Genomic DNA, 16101 nt, shown 5'->3' with positions numbered 1-16101 from the left:
TTCATAGGACTGCCAACATGTACCAACGCAATATCCTCGTCAGCCAGGCCGACCCTGAAATCTGGGCCGCCATCCAGGCCGAAAACGTTCGCCAGGAACAGCACATCGAGCTGATCGCCAGCGAAAACTACGCATCCCCCGCCGTCATGGCCGCCCAGGGCTCGCAGCTCACCAATAAGTACGCCGAAGGGTATCCCGGCAAGCGCTACTACGGCGGCTGCGAGAACGTAGACGTGGTCGAGCAACTGGCCATCGACCGCGTGAAGAAGCTCTTCGGTGCCGAAGCCGCCAACGTGCAGCCCAACTCCGGCTCGCAGGCCAACCAGGCCGTGCTGCTGGCCTTCCTCAAGCCCGGCGACACCATCCTCGGCATGAGCCTGGCCGAAGGCGGCCACCTGACGCACGGCATGCCGCTGAACATGAGCGGCAAGTGGTTCAACATCGTCTCGTACGGCCTCAACGACAAGGAAGAGATTGACTACGACGCGCTCGAAGCCAAGGCCCGTGAACACAAGCCCAAGCTGATCATCGCCGGCGCATCGGCCTATTCTCTGCGCATCGACTTCGAGCGCTTCGCAAAGATCGCCAAGGAAATCGGCGCGATCTTCTGGGTGGACATCGCCCACTACGCCGGCCTCGTGGTCGCGGGCCAGTACCCCAACCCCGTGCCCCATGCCGACGTGGTCACCTCCACCACGCACAAGAGCCTGCGCGGCCCGCGCGGCGGCATCATCCTGATGAAGTCCGAGCACGAGAAGGCCATCAACAGCGCCATCTTCCCCGGCCTGCAGGGCGGCCCGCTGGAACACGTGATCGCCGCCAAGGCCGTGGCTTTCAAGGAAGCGCTGGAGCCGGGCTTCAAGGCCTACCAGGAACAGGTCGCCAAGAACGCCAAGGTGTTCGCCGAGACGCTGATCGAGCGCGGCCTGCGCATCGTGAGCGGCCGCACCGAGAGCCACGTGATGCTGGTGGACCTGCGCGCCAAGGGCATCACCGGCAAGGAAGCCGAAGCCGCCCTGGGCAACGCCCACATCACCATCAACAAGAACTCGATCCCCAACGACCCTGAGAAGCCGATGGTGACCAGCGGCATCCGCGTGGGCACGCCGGCCATCACGACGCGGGGCTTCAAGGAAGAGGAAACGCGCCTCACTGCCAATCTCCTGGCCGATGTGCTGGACAACCCGCGCGACGAGGCCAACCTGGCTGCGGTGCGGGCCAAGGTGCACGCGCTGACCTCGCGCTTTCCCGTCTACGGCTGATCCATGCCCCGCTCTCCGCTCAGCGCCGCCTGCCCTGGCCCAACCGGGGCAGAACGGGCGCTGGCGCCAGCCTCGGCCCGCTCGGCGGCCCTTCTCCGCCGGCATGATGGGAGGGCCTTCCGATGAAGTGCCCTTTCTGCAGCCACCCCGAAACGCAGGTGGTGGAAACGCGGGTGGCCGAGGACGGGGATTTCGTGCGCCGCCGCCGCCAGTGCGGCGCGTGCGACAAGCGCTTCACCACCTACGAGCGGCCGGAAGTGAACTTTCCGTCCATCGTGAAGAAGGACGGCCGGCGCATCGAATACGAGCGGGCCAAACTGCTGGCCTCGTTCAACCTGGCGCTGCGCAAGCGCCCGGTCAGCACGGTGCAGATCGACAGCGCCATCGAGCGCATCGAGGAAACGCTGCTCAACCTGGGGCAGCGCGAAGTGCCTTCCAGCCAGATCGGCGAGTGGGTGATGCGCGAGCTCAAGAAGCTGGACAAAGTGGCCTACATCCGCTTTGCCAGCGTGTACCGCAGCTTCGAGGACATCGACGACTTCCGCGCGCTCGTGGACGAAGTGCGCAAGTAGGAATCGATGGCCTGGGGTCTTTCGGCCCCTCACCGCATGACTACCATGCGGCGGTAGCTATCGATTTAATAGCAAACCAAAAACGGCGCGCTGTCTGACAAGGCAGGCGGACACGTGGCCGCCTCTGCGTTCTAAACTGGGCCGCTTCGTCCGCCGGAGCGGTCTGCGTGCCCGGCGTCCTCGCTACGACCCGCGTCCGCCGCCCTCGCTCCATGGAATCCCAGCCGCCGATTTCCAACCATTTCACTTCGCCCGCATCCGCTGCCCAGACCCTCAGCGGGCCTGCCTACCGCCACACCTGGCAATTCTTTCGCGCCGGTGGCGTGGACCAGGTCACCATCCGCACCGGCGCCGACATCGCCCACCTGGCCGAGCTGGACCAGAAACTCTGGGTGGCCCTGGCCTGCCCCACGCGCGGCATCGAGTTCGACCCACGCACGCTGGACCTGATCGACACCGACAAGGACGGGCGCATCCGCCCGCCAGAACTGCTGGCGGCCTGCGCCTGGGCCTGTGCCCGGCTGGGCGACCCCGACCTGCTGGCCCGGCCGGCCGATGCACTGGATCTGGAGGCCATCGACGCCACCACGGACGAGGGTGCCGCGCTGGTGGCGCAGGCGCGGCGAATCCTCGCGCTGGCCGACCAGCCCGAGGCCACCACCATCACGCTGGCCCAGGTGCTGGAACGCAGCGAACAGCTGAGCGCCATGCGCTTCAACGGCGATGGCGCGATCACGCCGGACACGGCGCAGGACGACACCCCGGCGCGGGAGGCCATCGAGCAGATCATCGCCACGCACGGCAGCGTGCCCATCGAGCAGAAACCCGTGAAAGGCGTCGCCCAGGAGGCCCTGAACGGGGTGGACCGCGCGCATGCCGAGGCCTTCTTTGCCGAGGTGGCGAAATGGCACGGCTGGTCGGCCCAGGCCAATGACCGCACCGCCGGACTGGCGCTCGGCGATCGCACGCTCGCCGCCACGCAGGCGATGAACGCGGTGCGGCACAAGATCGACGATTTCTTCGCGCGGTCCCGGCTCGCTGCCTACGATCCGCGCGCGGCGGCGGCACTCAACCCCACACAGGAGGAATACGCCGCGATGGCGGGGGTCGATCTGGATGCATCGTCCCCCGCGGTGGCCGCCCTGCCCCTGGCGCCCATCACGCCCCATGGCGCCCTGCCCCTGGCGCGCGGCACCAATCCCGCCTGGGCACAGGCCCTGCAGACCTTCCGGGAGCAAGCGGTGGAGCCGCTGCTCGGCCGCCCCGCCGAGGCGCTGGCCGAAAAAGAATGGGAGCAGGTGCAGAAGGCCCTGGCCCCCTGCCAGCAATGGCTGGCCGACAAGCCGGCCACCCGGCTGGATGCGCTCAAGGACGATGCCATCCGCCAGTTGCACGAGAGCGGCGTGCGCGAGCGCGTGATGGCCCTGATCGAGCAGGACGAGGCCGAGAAGGCGCACAACACGCAGATGCTGGACCTCGAGAAGCTGCTGCGCTTTCGGCGCGACCTGCTCTTGCTGCTGAACAACTTCGTCTCGTTCTCGGCGTTCTACCAGCGCGAAGGCGCGATCTTCCAGGCCGGCACGCTGTACCTGGACGCACGCAGCTGCGACCTGACCGTGCAGGTGGCGGATGCGGGCAAGCACGCCAAGCTCGCCGGGCTGGCCAAGACCTACCTGGCCTACTGCGACTGCACGCGCAAGGGACAGAAGATGACCATCGTGGCGGCGTTCACGGCGGGCGACGTGGACTTTCTGTTCGTGGGGCGCAACGGCGTCTTCTACGACCGGCAGGGCCAGGACTGGGACGCCACCATCACCAAGCTCATCGAGAACCCGACCAGCATCGCGCAGGCGTTCTTCTCGCCCTACAAGAAATTCCTGCGGATGATCGAGGAGCAGGTGGCTAAGCGGGCCTCGGCCAGCGATGCGCGGGTGGAAAAGTCCCTGGGCGCCACGGCCGGGCAATTGGCCAACACGCCGCTCAAGGCTGGCGGCACCACGTCCGCCGCCTCCACCGTGGTGGAGCCCGGGCGCCGCACCGACGTGGGCACGGTGGCGGCGATCGGTGTGGCGTTGGGCAGCATCAGCGCGGTGCTGGTGGGCATCTTCGGCAAGTTCGTGGACCTGGGGGTGTGGATTCCGCTGGCGCTCGTCGGCATCGTGCTGGCCATTTCCGGGCCGAGCATGCTGATCGCGTGGCTCAAGCTGCGCCAGCGCAGCCTGGGGCCGATCCTGGACGCGAGCGGCTGGGCCATCAATGGCCGCATGCGCATCAACACGCGGCTGGGGGGCTCGCTGTCGCAGACGGCGCACGTGCCCGCCAACGCACGCCGGTTGCTGGACGATCCGTTCGCCGAATCGCGCCGGCCGGTGTGGCTGGCGGCGGGGGGATTGCTGGTCGTCGCCGTGCTGGCGGTGGCCGCCTGGCGCTGGTACCGGCTGGAGCATGCGCCGGCACCGGTCCCTGTCGCCGCCCCCGTTGCCACCACGGGCAGTGCACCGGCCACGGCAACCCCCGGTGCACCGGCGGCGTCGGTGCCTGTGGCGCCCCCCGTGCCTGCCTCGGCCGCGCGCTGAGGCGCGGGCGGCCCGAGGGCCCCGGGCTCAGAGAAACGATGCCTGGATCGGCGGCACGGGTGGCTCGACGTCGCCGCACTGCCCGCGGTGGCGCAGGGCATGGTCCATCACGACCAGCGCCAGCAGGGCCTCGGCGATGGGTGCGGCGCGGATGCCCACGCAGGGGTCGTGCCGGCCCTTGGTGATGACCTCGGTGCTCTGGCCGTGCACGTCGATGGATTCGCGCGGGCTGATGATGGAACTGGTGGGCTTGATGGCCAGCGACACCTCGATGTCCTGCCCCGTGCTGATGCCGCCGAGCACACCGCCGGCGTTGTTGCTGGCAAAGCCCCGGGGCGTGAGCGAATCGCCGTGCGTGGTGCCGCGCTGCGCCACGCTGGCAAAGCCCGCGCCGATCTCCACGCCCTTGACGGCATTGAGCCCCATCATGGCGTGGGCGATGTCGGCATCCAGCTTGTCGTACAGCGGCTCGCCCAGGCCGACCGGCACGCCCGTGGCCTGCACGCGGATGCGCGCGCCGCACGAATCGCCCGACTTGCGCAGCGCGTCCATGTAGTCCTCGTACGCGGACACGTCGGCGACCGGCGCGAAGAACGGGTTCTGGGGCACGTGGTCCCAGCTTTCGAACGGAATGGCCAGCTCGCCGACCTGCGTCATGCAGGCGCGAAACCGCACGCCGTATTTCTCGGACAGCCACTTCTTGGCGACCGCGCCGGCCGCCACCGTGGGGGCGGTGAGCCGCGCCGACGAACGCCCGCCACCGCGCGGGTCGCGGATGCCGAACTTGTGCCAGTAGGTGTAGTCGGCGTGGCCAGGGCGAAAGCTCTCGGCGATGTTGGAGTAATCCTTGCTGCGCTGGTCGGTGTTGCGGATCAGCAGGGCGATGGGCGTGCCGGTGGTCTTGCCTTCGTACACGCCGGAGAGGATCTCGACCGCATCGGCCTCATTGCGCTGGGTGACGTGGCGGCTGGTGCCGGGGCGGCGGCGGTCCAGGTCGGCCTGGATGTCCGCCTCGGACAACGGCATGCCGGGGGGGCAGCCGTCGATCACGCAGCCGATGGCCGGGCCGTGGGATTCACCGAAGTTGGTGACTGCGAATAGGGTGCCGAGTGTGTTGCCGCTCATGGGGCGCGATTATCACCGAGCCTTGCGGCCCGGCCCGGTCCATCCCACCTCGCGCCGAATGCTATCAAAAACATAGCAACCCAGGCAATTGATACCCCGGCATGGGGCCGGTTGGGCTTGAAGGGAGCGATCAGACCGCCGGGCGGGCGTCTTCCTCGGGCCAGTCGCGGATGTAGGCCTTGAGCATCTTGTTCTCGAAGTTCTGGGCATCCACGACGGCCTTGGCGACGTCGTAGAAGCTGATCACGCCCATGAGCATCTTCTTGTCCATCACCGGCATGTAGCGGGCATGGCGATTGAGCATCATGCGGCGCACCTCGTCCATGTCGGTCTCGAGCGTGCAGGTGAGCGGGGCGTCGTCCATGGCCGTGCGCACGAGCAGGGTGCCGACCGAACCGCCGTTCTTCACCACGGCCTGGATCACTTCGCGGAAGGTGAGCATGCCCACCAGGTCACCCAGGTCCATGACCACGAGCGAGCCGATGTCCTTTTCGGACATGATTTCAGCGGCCTGGGACAGCGGCTCGTCGGCGTTGACGGTGTAGAGGGTGTTGCCTTTGACGCGAAGGATGTCGCTGACTTTCATGGGGGAGGTCTCCGTGGTGCGCGCCAGGGCGCTGCTGGCTGAATCCTGCGCAATATAGCCCACAATGCGGCGCTTACCCCCCTACAGAGGAGACACGGATGCCCGGTTACTCAGACCCTGGCTTCGACACACTGGCGCTGCACGCGGGCGCCTCGCCCGACCCGGCCACCGGGGCGCGCGCCGTTCCCATCCACCTCACGACGTCGTTCGTGTTCGAGTCGAGCGACCACGCGGCCGCGCTGTTCAACCTGGAACGTCCGGGCCACGTGTACAGCCGCATCAGCAACCCCACCAACGCCGTGCTGGAGCAGCGCGTGGCCGCCCTGGAAGGCGGCGTGGGCGCCATCGCGGTGGCCAGCGGCCAGGCCGCGCTGCACCTGGCGATCTGCACGCTGATGGGCGCGGGCGGCCACATCGTGGCCAGCACCGCGCTGTATGGCGGATCGCAGAACCTGCTGCACTACACGCTGGCACGCTTCGGCATCGAGACCACCTTCGTCGCCCCGGGCGACATCGACGGCTGGCGCGCCGCGGCGCGGCCCAACACCCGCCTGTTCTTCGGCGAGACCGTGGGCAACCCAGGCCTGGACGTGCTGGACATTCCCACGGTGAGCGCCATCGCGCACGAGGCCGGCGTGCCGCTGCTGGTGGACTCCACCCTCACCTCGCCGTGGCTCATGCGGCCCTTCGAGCACGGTGCGGACCTGGTGTACCACTCGGCCACCAAGTTCCTGTCGGGCCACGGGACCGTGATCGGCGGGATCGTGGTGGACGGCGGCAGCTTCGACTGGGAGGGCCCGCGCACCGCGGGGCGCTTCGCCGAACTGACGCAGCCCTACGACGGCTTTCACAACATGGTGTTCACCGAGGAAAGCACCGTGGGCGCCTTCCTGCTGCGCGCACGGCGCGAAGGCCTGCGCGACTTCGGCGCGTGCATGAGCCCGCACACGGCCTGGCTGATCCTGCAGGGCATCGAGACGCTGCCGCTGCGCATGGAGCGCCACATGCGCAATACGCAGAAGGTGGTGGAGTTCCTGGCCAGCCACCCCTTCATCTCGCGCGTGGGGCACCCGATGCTCGATTCGCACCCCAGCCACGCGCTGGCGCAAAAGCTGCTGCCGCGCGGCGCGGGATCAGTGTTCAGCTTCGACCTGAAGGGCAACCGCGCGCAGGGCAAGAAGTTCATCGAGACGCTGAAGGTCTTCAGCCACCTGGCCAACGTGGGCGACTGCCGCAGCCTGGTGATCCACCCGGCCAGCACCACGCACTTTCGCATGAGCGACGAGGCGCTCGCCCAGGCCGGCATCTCGCAGGGCACGATCCGCCTGTCGATCGGCCTGGAAGACGCGGACGACCTCATCGACGACCTGCAGCGCGCGCTGAAAGCCGCAGAAAAGGCAGGTGCGTGATGCGCATCACCGTCAACGGCCACGGCACCTATTGCTACACCGGCGGCAAGGCGTTCGACGCGGCCAAGCCGACCGTCGTCTTCATCCACGGCGTGCTCAACGACCACAGCGTGTGGGCGCTGCAAAGCCGCTATTTCGCCAACCACGGCTGGAACGTGCTGGCGGTGGACCTGCCGGGCCACTGCCGCAGCGGGGGCGATGCGCCCGAAAGCGTCGAGCAGGCGGCCGGCTTCATCGCCGCGCTCCTGGATGCGGCCGGCGTGGCCCGCGCCGCGCTGGTGGGGCACAGCTGGGGATCGCTGATCGCGCTGGAGGCCGCCGCCCGCCTGCAGGACCGCATCACGCACCTGGTGCTGGTGGGCACCGCCTACCCGATGAAGGTGTCCCCCGCCCTCATCGAGTCGGCCCTGAACACGCCCGAGAAGGCGCTGCGCATGGTGAACGTGTTCTCGCGCAGCACGCTGGCCTCGCCCTCGGGCGCGGGCTTCTGGGCCTACGGCGCGGGCATGGCCCTGGGCCGCCGCGTGCTGCGCAGCAATCCGGCCGTGAACGTGTTCCACCGCGGCTTTCTGGCCTGCGACCGCTATGCGGGCGGCGAGGCGGCCATCGCGCGGATCACCTGTCCGGTGCTGTTCGCCCTGGGCGCGCAGGATCAGATGACGAACCCGAAGGCGGCGCAGGGCCTGATCGCGGCGGCGCGCGCGGCCGGCAAGGCGGTGCAGGTGGCGAGCCTGCCGGTCGGCCACCACCAGATGACGGAGGCGCCGGACGCCACGTTGTTCGCGATCCGGGACTTCCTGGCGGCCTAGCGGTTTTACGAACGGCCCGTGGACGTGCCCACCGTGCGCACGACCCTCAGCACCAGGTTGCGCGCACTGTCTTCCTCCGAGCTGATCACGAGCCAGCGCCCCGCGCCGTCCTGGAGCACCTCGCGCGGCTCTGCACTGGTCGGCGGGTCCTGAATGGAAGTCGCCACGTTGGTGTCATTGTTGGCCAGTGCACCGTTGCCCGTCAGGCTCGTCCACACCGCACGGAACCGGCGTGCAGTGGTGCCCGCTGCCGCGCCTTCCTCGATGGCGCCGAAGGCCTTCATGCTTTCGTCGCTCTGGACGAAGAAGGACTTGAGGCGATAGTTGGCAGGAAGCACCACGCGCTCGATGCCTTGGTCGCCAAAGGACGTGTCGAGCGCGCCATTGGCACTGAACTTGGCGACGCTGAGCTGGCAGTCGCTGCCCGCGCAGGTTCTGGCGGCGACGACAAATCCGCCATCGGGATGGGGCGCGAGTTGGTATTCCTTCAACTCCGCCCCGAAGGACGTCCAGCCACCGGACGTCTGCGCCTGCGTCCCGCCCGCGTGCACCGCGACGCAAAGCCCGGGGTCGGATCGGGGGTCTGCGTAGATCCGGCCACCCAGTTGGCCTGCGGTGACGATGCTGCCGTTGCGCAGCGCCAGCACCGCCGCGCCGCTGGCCTCGCAGGGCGCAGGCGGCTGCGATGCCGTCGGTTGATTGAACGCGGCATCGGGGATTCCGTCCGCAGACAGGCGGCGCAAAGAGCGGCCGAACACTTGCACGATGGGGCGGTCGTTGGACGTCAGCAGAACGGGTTTCTGATCGGGCTGGATCGCCAGCGCGAGGGTGTTGAGATTGGTGGAGACGAATCCCTCCGCAACGCCCTGGGTGCCGAACGTGCTGTCGACCGCCCCGTTCGCGGTGAGGCCGACCACGGTGTGGTGCCATGTGCCGGGCTCCCCGGACGCCGTCAGGCACCGGGTCTGGTAGGAGGGTGAGAAACACGGCTCGTGCGCCTGAACCGCCACCAGGATTCTGCCGTCGGCCTGGAGTCGAACATCGCCGAGCGACTCGTATCCCTTGACGGAAAACCGTGCTTCGCCGTTTTGGCCGAAGCCCCTGTCGACATGTCCGTCGGCGCCCATCCGGACGACAAAGGTCTGCGTGGCGGGCAGCGATCCGAAACCCGAAGGGGCTGCGGGGACCGCGACCCTGCTGCCCGCAATCAGCAGCCTGCCATCCGGCTGCACGCCCAGGCTGGCGAAGGACGGCGTGCCGAGCGGGAAGGTGGCCACCCCGGCTTCGCCGTACGTGGTGTCGACCTTCAGGGCATCGGACAGAGTGACCGTGGTGGATCCCGAGCCGCCGCCACAGGCCGTCAACCCGAATGCCACCAGGCAACTCGCCAGCCAGACGTCGTGTGTCGGTCGTTGAAAAATACGCCCCGTATCGAGTCGATGCATGCCAAACCCCTCCGTTGATTGAAAACCCTTGCCGGACATTCTGCATGGCTGGTCGCTGGGTTTCACTCCGCGGGCTTGCGTTGTGTGGGATGGCGTAACACCCGCCGAAAGATCTGCGATAGATTCCGCCATTCCGAACAACACCCCCGGTACGGAAAAATGGGGAGGGAGGCAACCGATGCGTGAGTTTCTGATGTGGGAAAACGAACCGGTGGCCGTGCCCGCGTTCCGGTCGATCGCGATCGTGGAGGGCACGATCCACGCCCCGACCATCGCCCCGCACCTTCGCAAGCTCTACGCCCAGTTCGAAGCGCGCTTCGGCACGTCGGCGAACGAAACCTCGTACCACTTTCCCGGCTACAAGGGCAAGATCCGCCCGGCGACGCCGCGCATCCTGAACGACGGCCGCGCCTATCTCGCCCGGGACGGCGGAACCCCGTATGGCGAGGGCCTGCGCCGCTACGGCCACGCGCTCGCCGACTTCCCGCACCCCGGCTTGCCGTTCTTCGGCATCGAGCAGCGCAGCGACCGTTTCTTTCTGGAGACCGCGATACCGCAAGACTCGCCCCATTGGCACGGCTTCGCGCAGGAAGTCAGCGCGACCTTGATGGAACTGCCCACCATCAGCGGCACGATGGGCATGGGACGATTTCTCCCACCCCACAAAAGCAGCCTCAGGTTCCTGTTGAGCGCCGATCCGGAGCGCCATCGGGCCGCGTTCAGCACCGACGCCGACATGGTGGAGCCCGCGCTTCGCAGGGAAGGTTCACCGCATCGGTGGAAGGCGGGGGAAGAAGCCGGTATTGCCGATGTGGGCTGGCGAACGTTCATCGGCCGCGAATACTGGGACCGGATCGAACCCGCCCTGGCTGCGCTGGCCCGCGACCCCGACATCGCGATCGAGCGATCCCCCCACCTTCTCTCGATCACGGCCGGCGATCGCCCGATCTGGGGCGCGCCCGACGAAACCGATGCGTTGCGGCCGTTTCGAACGGTCGCCCGCGCGCTCGAGCCCGTCCGCCAGCCCCTCAGCGCCGCCCGGGCCTTCTGGTTCGGTGGCGGGGCCACCGACGATCATGATGATCGGGTCGCGGCGTACCTCGCCCGTTTGGAGCAGGCGTAGTGTTCCGCCCGCCGCACAGGCGCTTTCATGCTGCGCACTGCCATTTCGATTGAAAAGCGCTCCATGCCCTAGTACTCATTGCCCTTGCCGCTATTGATTTAATAGCACTTCAGCAATCATCCCCCGTGCGGATGTCAGCACGGAAAAGCCATCGGGCCTACACGCCACTCCTATGCGCAGCCTCGCATCGGTGCCTGGTTGGTCGGTTAGCGGCGGATCCACACCCTTGCCGCCAGGGCCCCGGGCGTTCATGCGCCCAAGGCCGAGCGCGCGGCCGTCACGCCAGCAGCCGGCACAGTTCGGTGAGATCGGGCACCGTGGCGTGCGGCTCGCCGTCGTGCGGCCAGGCCGCCTCGGCGCGGTTGATCCACACCGCCTGCATGCCCGCGCCCAGGGCACCGTGCGCGTCCAGCGTGGCATCGTCGCCCACGTGCAGCACGCTGGCGGCCGGCACGCCCAGGGCCTCGGCGGCCGCATGGAAGATGCGCGGATCGGGCTTGGCGATGCCGAACTCGCGTGCGCTGATGCGGGCCTGGAAATAGGCGCCGATGCCGATCAGGTCCAGGTTGGCATTGCCGTTGGACAGGGCCGCCAGGGGATAGCGCACGGCCAGGAATTCCAGCGCCGCGATGGCGTCGTCGTACAGCTGCACGCGCTGGCGCTCCGCGAAGAAGGCATCGAAGGCGCCGTCGGTCAGCGCGGTGTCGTCGCCTACCTGCCGCAGCGCGGCGCGGATGCTCTCGCGGCGCAGGGCGCTCAGGTCGTGGGACAGCTGCGGATGCGCCTGCACGACCTGGCTGCGCAGCACGGCGGCGGCTTCGGGGTCGCTCAGGAGCGCGGCGGTGGCGGGCGCCCGGTCCTGCAACCAGGCGCACAGGACGGCCTGTGCGCGGGCGATGGTGGGCCAGATGGGCCAGAGCGTGTCGTCCAGGTCGAGGGTGACGGCACGGATGCGTTGGGTGTCGAGCATGCGGGGAGGATAGCGCAGGGGTTTCGTGCGCGGCCCGCCGAAAGGGTGCGTGGCCTTTGCCACAATGCGGGCATGCCCTCCCCCACCTCCGCGCCCTCGTCGCCGGCCCCCCTGTCCGGCGCCCTGCCCCCCCTCCCCCCTGCCGCCGCGCAATCCGCCGCCGGCCTGTCCCGCGCCGCCGTGCTGCTGTGCAACCTGGGCACCCCCGAGGCGCCCACCGCGCCGGCGCTGCGCCGCTACCTGGCGCAGTTCCTGGGCGATCCGCGCGTGGTCGAGATTCCCCGCGTGGCCTGGCTGCCCATCCTGTACGGGATCATCCTGCGCATCCGCCCCGCCAAATCCGCCGCCAAGTACGCGAGCGTGTGGATGCCGGAAGGCTCCCCGCTGGCCGTGTGGACGGCCAAGCAGGCCACGCTGCTGCGCGGCTGGCTGGGCGAGGCGGGCCTGGGCGTGCGCGTGCGCCATGCGATGCGCTATGGGCAGCCGTCGATCGCCTCGCAGCTCGATGCCCTGCAGGCCGAAGGCGTCGAGCGCGTGCTGGTGCTGCCGCTGTATCCGCAGTATTCGTCCACCACCACGGCCAGCGTGGTGGACGACGTGCAGGCCTGGACGCGCAGGCAGCGGCGGCTGCTGGAGTTTCGCTTCGTGAACAGCTACCACGCGCACCCGGGCTACATCCAGGCCCTGGCGCAGAGCGTGCGCGCGCACTGGAAGCGCGAGGGTGGCCGGGCCGAGCAACTGGTGATGAGCTTTCACGGCATTCCCGCGCGCAACGTGCAGCTGGGCGACCCCTATCAGCAGGAATGCCTGACCACCGCCACGCTGGTGGCGCAGGCCCTGGGCCTCTCGCCCGAGCAGTACCGGGTGACCTTCCAGTCGCGGTTCGGCAAGGCCCGCTGGCTGGAGCCCTACACCGAGCCCACGCTGATCCAGATGGCCCAGTCCGGCACGCGCAGCGTGGACGTGATGTGCCCGGGTTTTCCCTGCGACTGCCTGGAAACCCTGGAGGAAATCAACCAGGAAGCGCGCGAGGCATTCCTGCACGCGGGCGGCCAGGCGTTCCGCTACATCCCCTGCATGAACGACGACAACGCCTGGATCACCGGCCTCAGCCAGATCGCCCAGCAGCACCTGCAGGGCTGGGACCGGCACTGAGGCACGCCGAGCACGGACGGCCCGCCATGCAGATTTCCGCCCCTTCCGCCACCCGCACGCTGTGGTTCACCGGCCTGTCGGGCGCGGGCAAGACGACGCTGGCGCAGGCTTTCGCCAGCCGGCTCCAGGCCCGCGGCATCGCCTGCACGGTGCTGGACGGCGATGTGCTGCGCGGCGGCCTGAACGCCTCGCTCGGGTTCAGCGCCGCCGACCGCAGCGAGAACATCCGCCGCACGGCCGAGGTGGCGCGCCTGTTCAACGAGGCCGGACTGTGGGTGGTCGCCGCCCTGATCTCGCCCCAGGAGAGCGACCGCCAGCGGATGCGCCAGATCGTGGGCGAGGACCGCTGCCGCCTGGTGTGGGTCCGCACGCCCCTGGCCGTGTGCGAGGCCCGGGATCCCAAGGGCCTGTATGCGCGGGCCCGGGCCGGCCAGTTGCCGGGGTTCACCGGCGTGGGCGGGGCCTACGACGAGCCCCGGGATGCGGACTTCGAGATCGATACGGCGGGGGCGTCGGTACAGGCCTGCGTCGAGGCGCTGTGGGCCACGCATGGCCCGCCCCCCACCGCGCAGGGGCCGGCGCGATCCGCCGAGCGCTGAAGGGCCCGGCAACACAGCCCGACAGGCCTGCAGCACAATCAAATCGCCGGCATCATGCTATTGATTCAATAGCAAACCTGTGGCCGCATGCAACACGGGCCACCCGCCACGGGCCGCAGTGCCGCCCCGCTCACTCCGGCACGCTGATCGCGCCGCTGGTCACGGTGATGGCATTGCCGTTCACCGGCGTGGCGGCGATGGGCGGCACGTTGGCCGCCGTGATCGCGGGCGCGCTGCCCGGCTGGCCGCCGCGTGGCACCGTGCGCACCACCTGGCTGGCGGGCAAGGCGGTGCCGTTGGCGAGGTGGTCGTACATGGCGTCGAGCGCACGGTTCAGGTACACGTGCAGCGGGATGTAGCGCGTGTCGTAGCCCGGCAGCACGCCGGTCAGGCCGATGAAGCTGTCGAAATGCTGTGCGTTCGTCACCTCGATGTAGCGCAGGCGGCTGGAGGCGCCTTCCACCCGGCGGTTCAGGGCCGCATAGGGGCGGGAGGTGTGGTTGACCGGCAGCAGGGCGTCCGAGCGGCCGTGCACGATGATGGCGGGCTTGCCGCGCAGGTTGCCGCTGCGGCGGGTTTCGTCCACGCCGGCCTGCAGCCGCTGCGCCGCGTCGTCGGTGCCCGTCACGAGGTTGCGCAGGCACAGCGCGCCGCTCAGGTTCCAGTCGCGCGCGCCGGTGGCGCTCTGCGACAGCACGTCGCGCGTGGCGCCGCCCAGGCTGCGGTTGTTGACGAGCTGCACGCCCGCAGAGGGCGGCACGCCGTTGCCGGTGGCGAACATGTCGGCCAGCGCGGCGGGCGCCAGCGGCGTCACCGCGCCCTGTGCCGTGGTCGCCGCGAAGCTGTAGCCGCACAGGTTGTCCTTCACGCTCGAACGCGAGAGCGCATTGGCGAAGGTGACCGCCACGGCGGGCACGACCTCGAAGCCGGCGAGGGACGGGTACTGCGCCACCGATTCCGCCTCCCAGCCGTAAGCCCGCAGCCGGGCCAGCGCCTGTTCGGCCAGGGCCACGGTGCTGCCGCCGGTGATGAGCCCCTGCGCGCGCAGCGCCTCGCAGCGGTTGGAGGCGATCGGCAGCGACGGGCTGGCGAAGCCCACCGCGAACGTGCTGGCGTACGGGCTGTCGCTGATGGAGGGTGCCAGCGCGGCGCAGGCCTGGTACAGCTGCGCGTAGGTGGTGTAGTCGATGAGGGTGCGGCTGTTCACGGCCACGTCGGTGGTGCCGCGGCGCACGGTGACGCCGGGGTTGGCCGGCAGTTCCACCGCGGGCTCCGACACGGCCACGCCGCCGATCAGGCCCTGCGTGTCCTGCTCGGCCGCGGCGATGGCGGCGGCGCCGCCATTGGAGAGGCTGGAGGCGATGACGATCGTGTTGGACGGCTTGAAGGTGCGCAGCCGCTGCCCACCCGGCGACAGATCGCCGAAGCGTTCGTTGATGACGTAAAAGCCCATCTCCACCGCGCGCAGCGTGGCCAGGCCCCAGTCCTTCTCGGGGTTCTGCCCCGAGTGGGCATGCTTGAACGCGAAGCGGTTGGGCGTGGCGGTGTTGAACGCGGCCAGGTCGGCGGCCGACAGCCCGGCGTTGAACGCGGCGCTGGTGCCGGCCGAGGTGGCCGAGGTGCGGGTGCCGTCGATCAGCGGCACGGTGTCGGCCTGCAGGTCATGCGGGGCCGCGCCCGTGCCCTTGTCGGTGTAGGCCACGGCGCAGCCGCGCTTGAGGCCCCACTCGCCGGTGGACATACCGCCGTAGATGCCGCGCGAGCCCGATGCCGTCGCGGTGATGATGCAGGGCCTGGCGGGGTTGAAGGTGTCGGGCACCTGCACCATCAGCGTGACGTTCTGCCGGCCCGAGCCATCGTCGTAGTAGGCGATGATTTCGGTGCCCGCGATCTTGCCCTCGCCCGCCGTCACGCGGCCCTGCGCATCCACGTTGGGTCCGTAAAGCGTGCCGTAGCCGCCAGCGGCCGTCATGTCCAGCAGCGCGCGGTAATTGGTATAGATGGCGTTGCGGCGCAACTCTGCCGCCGTGGGCTGGGCGCCTTCGTAGCCGGGGGCATCGGGGTCCGCCAGGCCGGTGCGGCCCAGGCCGGCGGTCAGCAGATCGTCGTCCACGCCGTCGTAGGTCGCCTGGCGCAGGCTGGCCAGGTAGGACGGGCGCACGTTGAAATCGAAGTCCACGGTGTTGCCGCCGCCGCCACCGCAGGCGACCAGGAGGGCGGCGGTCAGGGCAGCGAGGGCAATGGCGCGGGGAATAAGCGGTCGCATCGGAAATCTCCTGCAGCGGGGAAACGGAATGAAATTGTCGTGGAGAGTATGCAATGGCGGTGCGGGGCGTTGCCAATGGCGGCATCCACAAGGCGTTGCAATGTTTTCAAGTGCGGATCATGCCACGGTGAGGAATCTCACCCAAAAACAATGCGAACCATTCGCAATATCATTTAACATGCCGCCTTGAAAAACAGCGCCCTG

The 16101-nt window shown here is 68.9% G+C and carries 13 protein-coding genes; 8 read left to right on the top strand and 5 right to left on the bottom strand.

Features of this window, described 5'->3' with window-relative positions; genetic code table 11:
* Window positions 1-17: 17 nt before the first annotated feature.
* The 3 genes from glyA to R1Z03_RS05340 all read left to right on the top strand — a co-directional run bounded on the left by glyA (window position 18) and on the right by R1Z03_RS05340 (window position 4410).
* On the top strand, window positions 18-1262 hold the full coding sequence (gene glyA, locus R1Z03_RS05350; protein WP_284428734.1) for a serine hydroxymethyltransferase: 1245 nt from the start codon (window positions 18-20) through the stop codon (window positions 1260-1262).
* Between the two features lie 122 nt (window positions 1263-1384).
* Window positions 1385-1834 carry a transcriptional regulator NrdR gene (gene nrdR, locus R1Z03_RS05345; RefSeq protein ID WP_272563964.1) on the top strand — a complete coding sequence of 150 codons (450 nt, stop codon included), beginning with the start codon at window positions 1385-1387 and terminating at the stop codon, window positions 1832-1834.
* A 212-nt stretch (window positions 1835-2046) separates the two neighbouring features.
* Complete coding sequence (locus R1Z03_RS05340) at window positions 2047-4410, top strand: hypothetical protein (RefSeq protein ID WP_317357486.1); 2364 nt, start codon at window positions 2047-2049, stop codon at window positions 4408-4410.
* A 27-nt stretch (window positions 4411-4437) separates the two neighbouring features.
* On the opposite strand, the gene aroC is transcribed toward R1Z03_RS05340, so the two are convergent.
* Both aroC and R1Z03_RS05330 read right to left on the bottom strand, forming a co-directional pair.
* The gene (aroC, locus tag R1Z03_RS05335; protein WP_317357484.1) at window positions 4438-5535 is read right to left on the bottom strand and encodes a chorismate synthase; all 1098 of its coding nucleotides are present in this window, start codon (window positions 5533-5535) and stop codon (window positions 4438-4440) included.
* Window positions 5536-5665: 130 nt separating this feature from the next.
* Window positions 5666-6121 (bottom strand): CBS domain-containing protein, encoded by a 456-nt coding sequence (locus R1Z03_RS05330; protein ID WP_272563967.1) that lies wholly within the window; start codon window positions 6119-6121, stop codon window positions 5666-5668.
* 98 nt (window positions 6122-6219) lie between these two features.
* Here R1Z03_RS05330 and R1Z03_RS05325 point away from each other — a divergent pair, with 98 nt between their 5' ends.
* Together R1Z03_RS05325 and R1Z03_RS05320 are read left to right on the top strand one after the other, a co-directional pair.
* Window positions 6220-7530, top strand: a complete 1311-nt coding sequence (locus R1Z03_RS05325; RefSeq protein WP_317357482.1) for an O-acetylhomoserine aminocarboxypropyltransferase — start codon at window positions 6220-6222, stop codon at window positions 7528-7530.
* Complete coding sequence (locus tag R1Z03_RS05320; protein WP_317357480.1) at window positions 7530-8339, top strand: alpha/beta hydrolase; 810 nt, start codon at window positions 7530-7532, stop codon at window positions 8337-8339. Before R1Z03_RS05325 ends, R1Z03_RS05320 begins: the two co-directional genes overlap by 1 nt.
* A 5-nt stretch (window positions 8340-8344) precedes the next feature.
* Here the strand turns inward: R1Z03_RS05320 and R1Z03_RS05315 are convergent, their stop codons facing one another.
* Window positions 8345-9784 (bottom strand): hypothetical protein, encoded by a 1440-nt coding sequence (locus R1Z03_RS05315; RefSeq protein ID WP_317357478.1) that lies wholly within the window; start codon window positions 9782-9784, stop codon window positions 8345-8347.
* Between the two features lie 178 nt (window positions 9785-9962).
* Here R1Z03_RS05315 and R1Z03_RS05310 point away from each other — a divergent pair, with 178 nt between their 5' ends.
* A complete protein-coding gene (locus tag R1Z03_RS05310) occupies window positions 9963-10907 on the top strand; it encodes a hypothetical protein (RefSeq protein WP_317357476.1) in 945 nt (314 codons plus the stop codon).
* A gap of 277 nt (window positions 10908-11184) precedes the next feature.
* Here R1Z03_RS05310 and R1Z03_RS05305 read toward each other — a convergent pair whose 3' ends face one another.
* On the bottom strand, window positions 11185-11877 hold the full coding sequence (locus R1Z03_RS05305) for an HAD-IA family hydrolase (protein WP_317357474.1): 693 nt from the start codon (window positions 11875-11877) through the stop codon (window positions 11185-11187).
* 72 nt (window positions 11878-11949) lie between these two features.
* On the opposite strand from R1Z03_RS05305, the gene hemH reads away from it, so the two are divergent.
* Complete coding sequence (gene hemH / locus R1Z03_RS05300) at window positions 11950-13032, top strand: ferrochelatase (RefSeq protein WP_284409273.1); 1083 nt, start codon at window positions 11950-11952, stop codon at window positions 13030-13032.
* Window positions 13033-13058: 26 nt separating this feature from the next.
* The gene (gene cysC, locus R1Z03_RS05295) at window positions 13059-13631 is read left to right on the top strand and encodes an adenylyl-sulfate kinase (protein ID WP_284428743.1); all 573 of its coding nucleotides are present in this window, start codon (window positions 13059-13061) and stop codon (window positions 13629-13631) included.
* A 130-nt stretch (window positions 13632-13761) separates the two neighbouring features.
* Here the strand turns inward: cysC and R1Z03_RS05290 are convergent, their stop codons facing one another.
* Window positions 13762-15897, bottom strand: a complete 2136-nt coding sequence (locus tag R1Z03_RS05290; RefSeq protein ID WP_317357470.1) for a D-(-)-3-hydroxybutyrate oligomer hydrolase — start codon at window positions 15895-15897, stop codon at window positions 13762-13764.
* Window positions 15898-16101: the final 204 nt, after the last annotated feature.

Origin of the sequence: Acidovorax sp. BLS4, from assembly GCF_032929295.1 — a bacterium.
GTDB lineage: Bacteria > Pseudomonadota > Gammaproteobacteria > Burkholderiales > Burkholderiaceae_C > Paracidovorax.
This window is presented reverse-complemented; position numbering and strand designations above follow the sequence as displayed.

Coding starts and splice junctions, on each gene's coding strand:
- R1Z03_RS05340 (WP_317357486.1), top strand. CDS start 2,047: ATGGAATCCCAGCCGCCGATTTCCAACCATTTCACTTCGCCCGCATCC.
- R1Z03_RS05290 (WP_317357470.1), bottom strand. CDS start 15,897: ATGCGACCGCTTATTCCCCGCGCCATTGCCCTCGCTGCCCTGACCGCC.
- hemH (WP_284409273.1), top strand. CDS start 11,950: ATGCCCTCCCCCACCTCCGCGCCCTCGTCGCCGGCCCCCCTGTCCGGC.
- R1Z03_RS05310 (WP_317357476.1), top strand. CDS start 9,963: ATGCGTGAGTTTCTGATGTGGGAAAACGAACCGGTGGCCGTGCCCGCG.
- cysC (WP_284428743.1), top strand. CDS start 13,059: ATGCAGATTTCCGCCCCTTCCGCCACCCGCACGCTGTGGTTCACCGGC.
- R1Z03_RS05330 (WP_272563967.1), bottom strand. CDS start 6,121: ATGAAAGTCAGCGACATCCTTCGCGTCAAAGGCAACACCCTCTACACC.
- R1Z03_RS05315 (WP_317357478.1), bottom strand. CDS start 9,784: ATGCATCGACTCGATACGGGGCGTATTTTTCAACGACCGACACACGAC.
- glyA (WP_284428734.1), top strand. CDS start 18: ATGTACCAACGCAATATCCTCGTCAGCCAGGCCGACCCTGAAATCTGG.
- nrdR (WP_272563964.1), top strand. CDS start 1,385: ATGAAGTGCCCTTTCTGCAGCCACCCCGAAACGCAGGTGGTGGAAACG.
- aroC (WP_317357484.1), bottom strand. CDS start 5,535: ATGAGCGGCAACACACTCGGCACCCTATTCGCAGTCACCAACTTCGGT.
- R1Z03_RS05325 (WP_317357482.1), top strand. CDS start 6,220: ATGCCCGGTTACTCAGACCCTGGCTTCGACACACTGGCGCTGCACGCG.
- R1Z03_RS05320 (WP_317357480.1), top strand. CDS start 7,530: ATGCGCATCACCGTCAACGGCCACGGCACCTATTGCTACACCGGCGGC.
- R1Z03_RS05305 (WP_317357474.1), bottom strand. CDS start 11,877: ATGCTCGACACCCAACGCATCCGTGCCGTCACCCTCGACCTGGACGAC.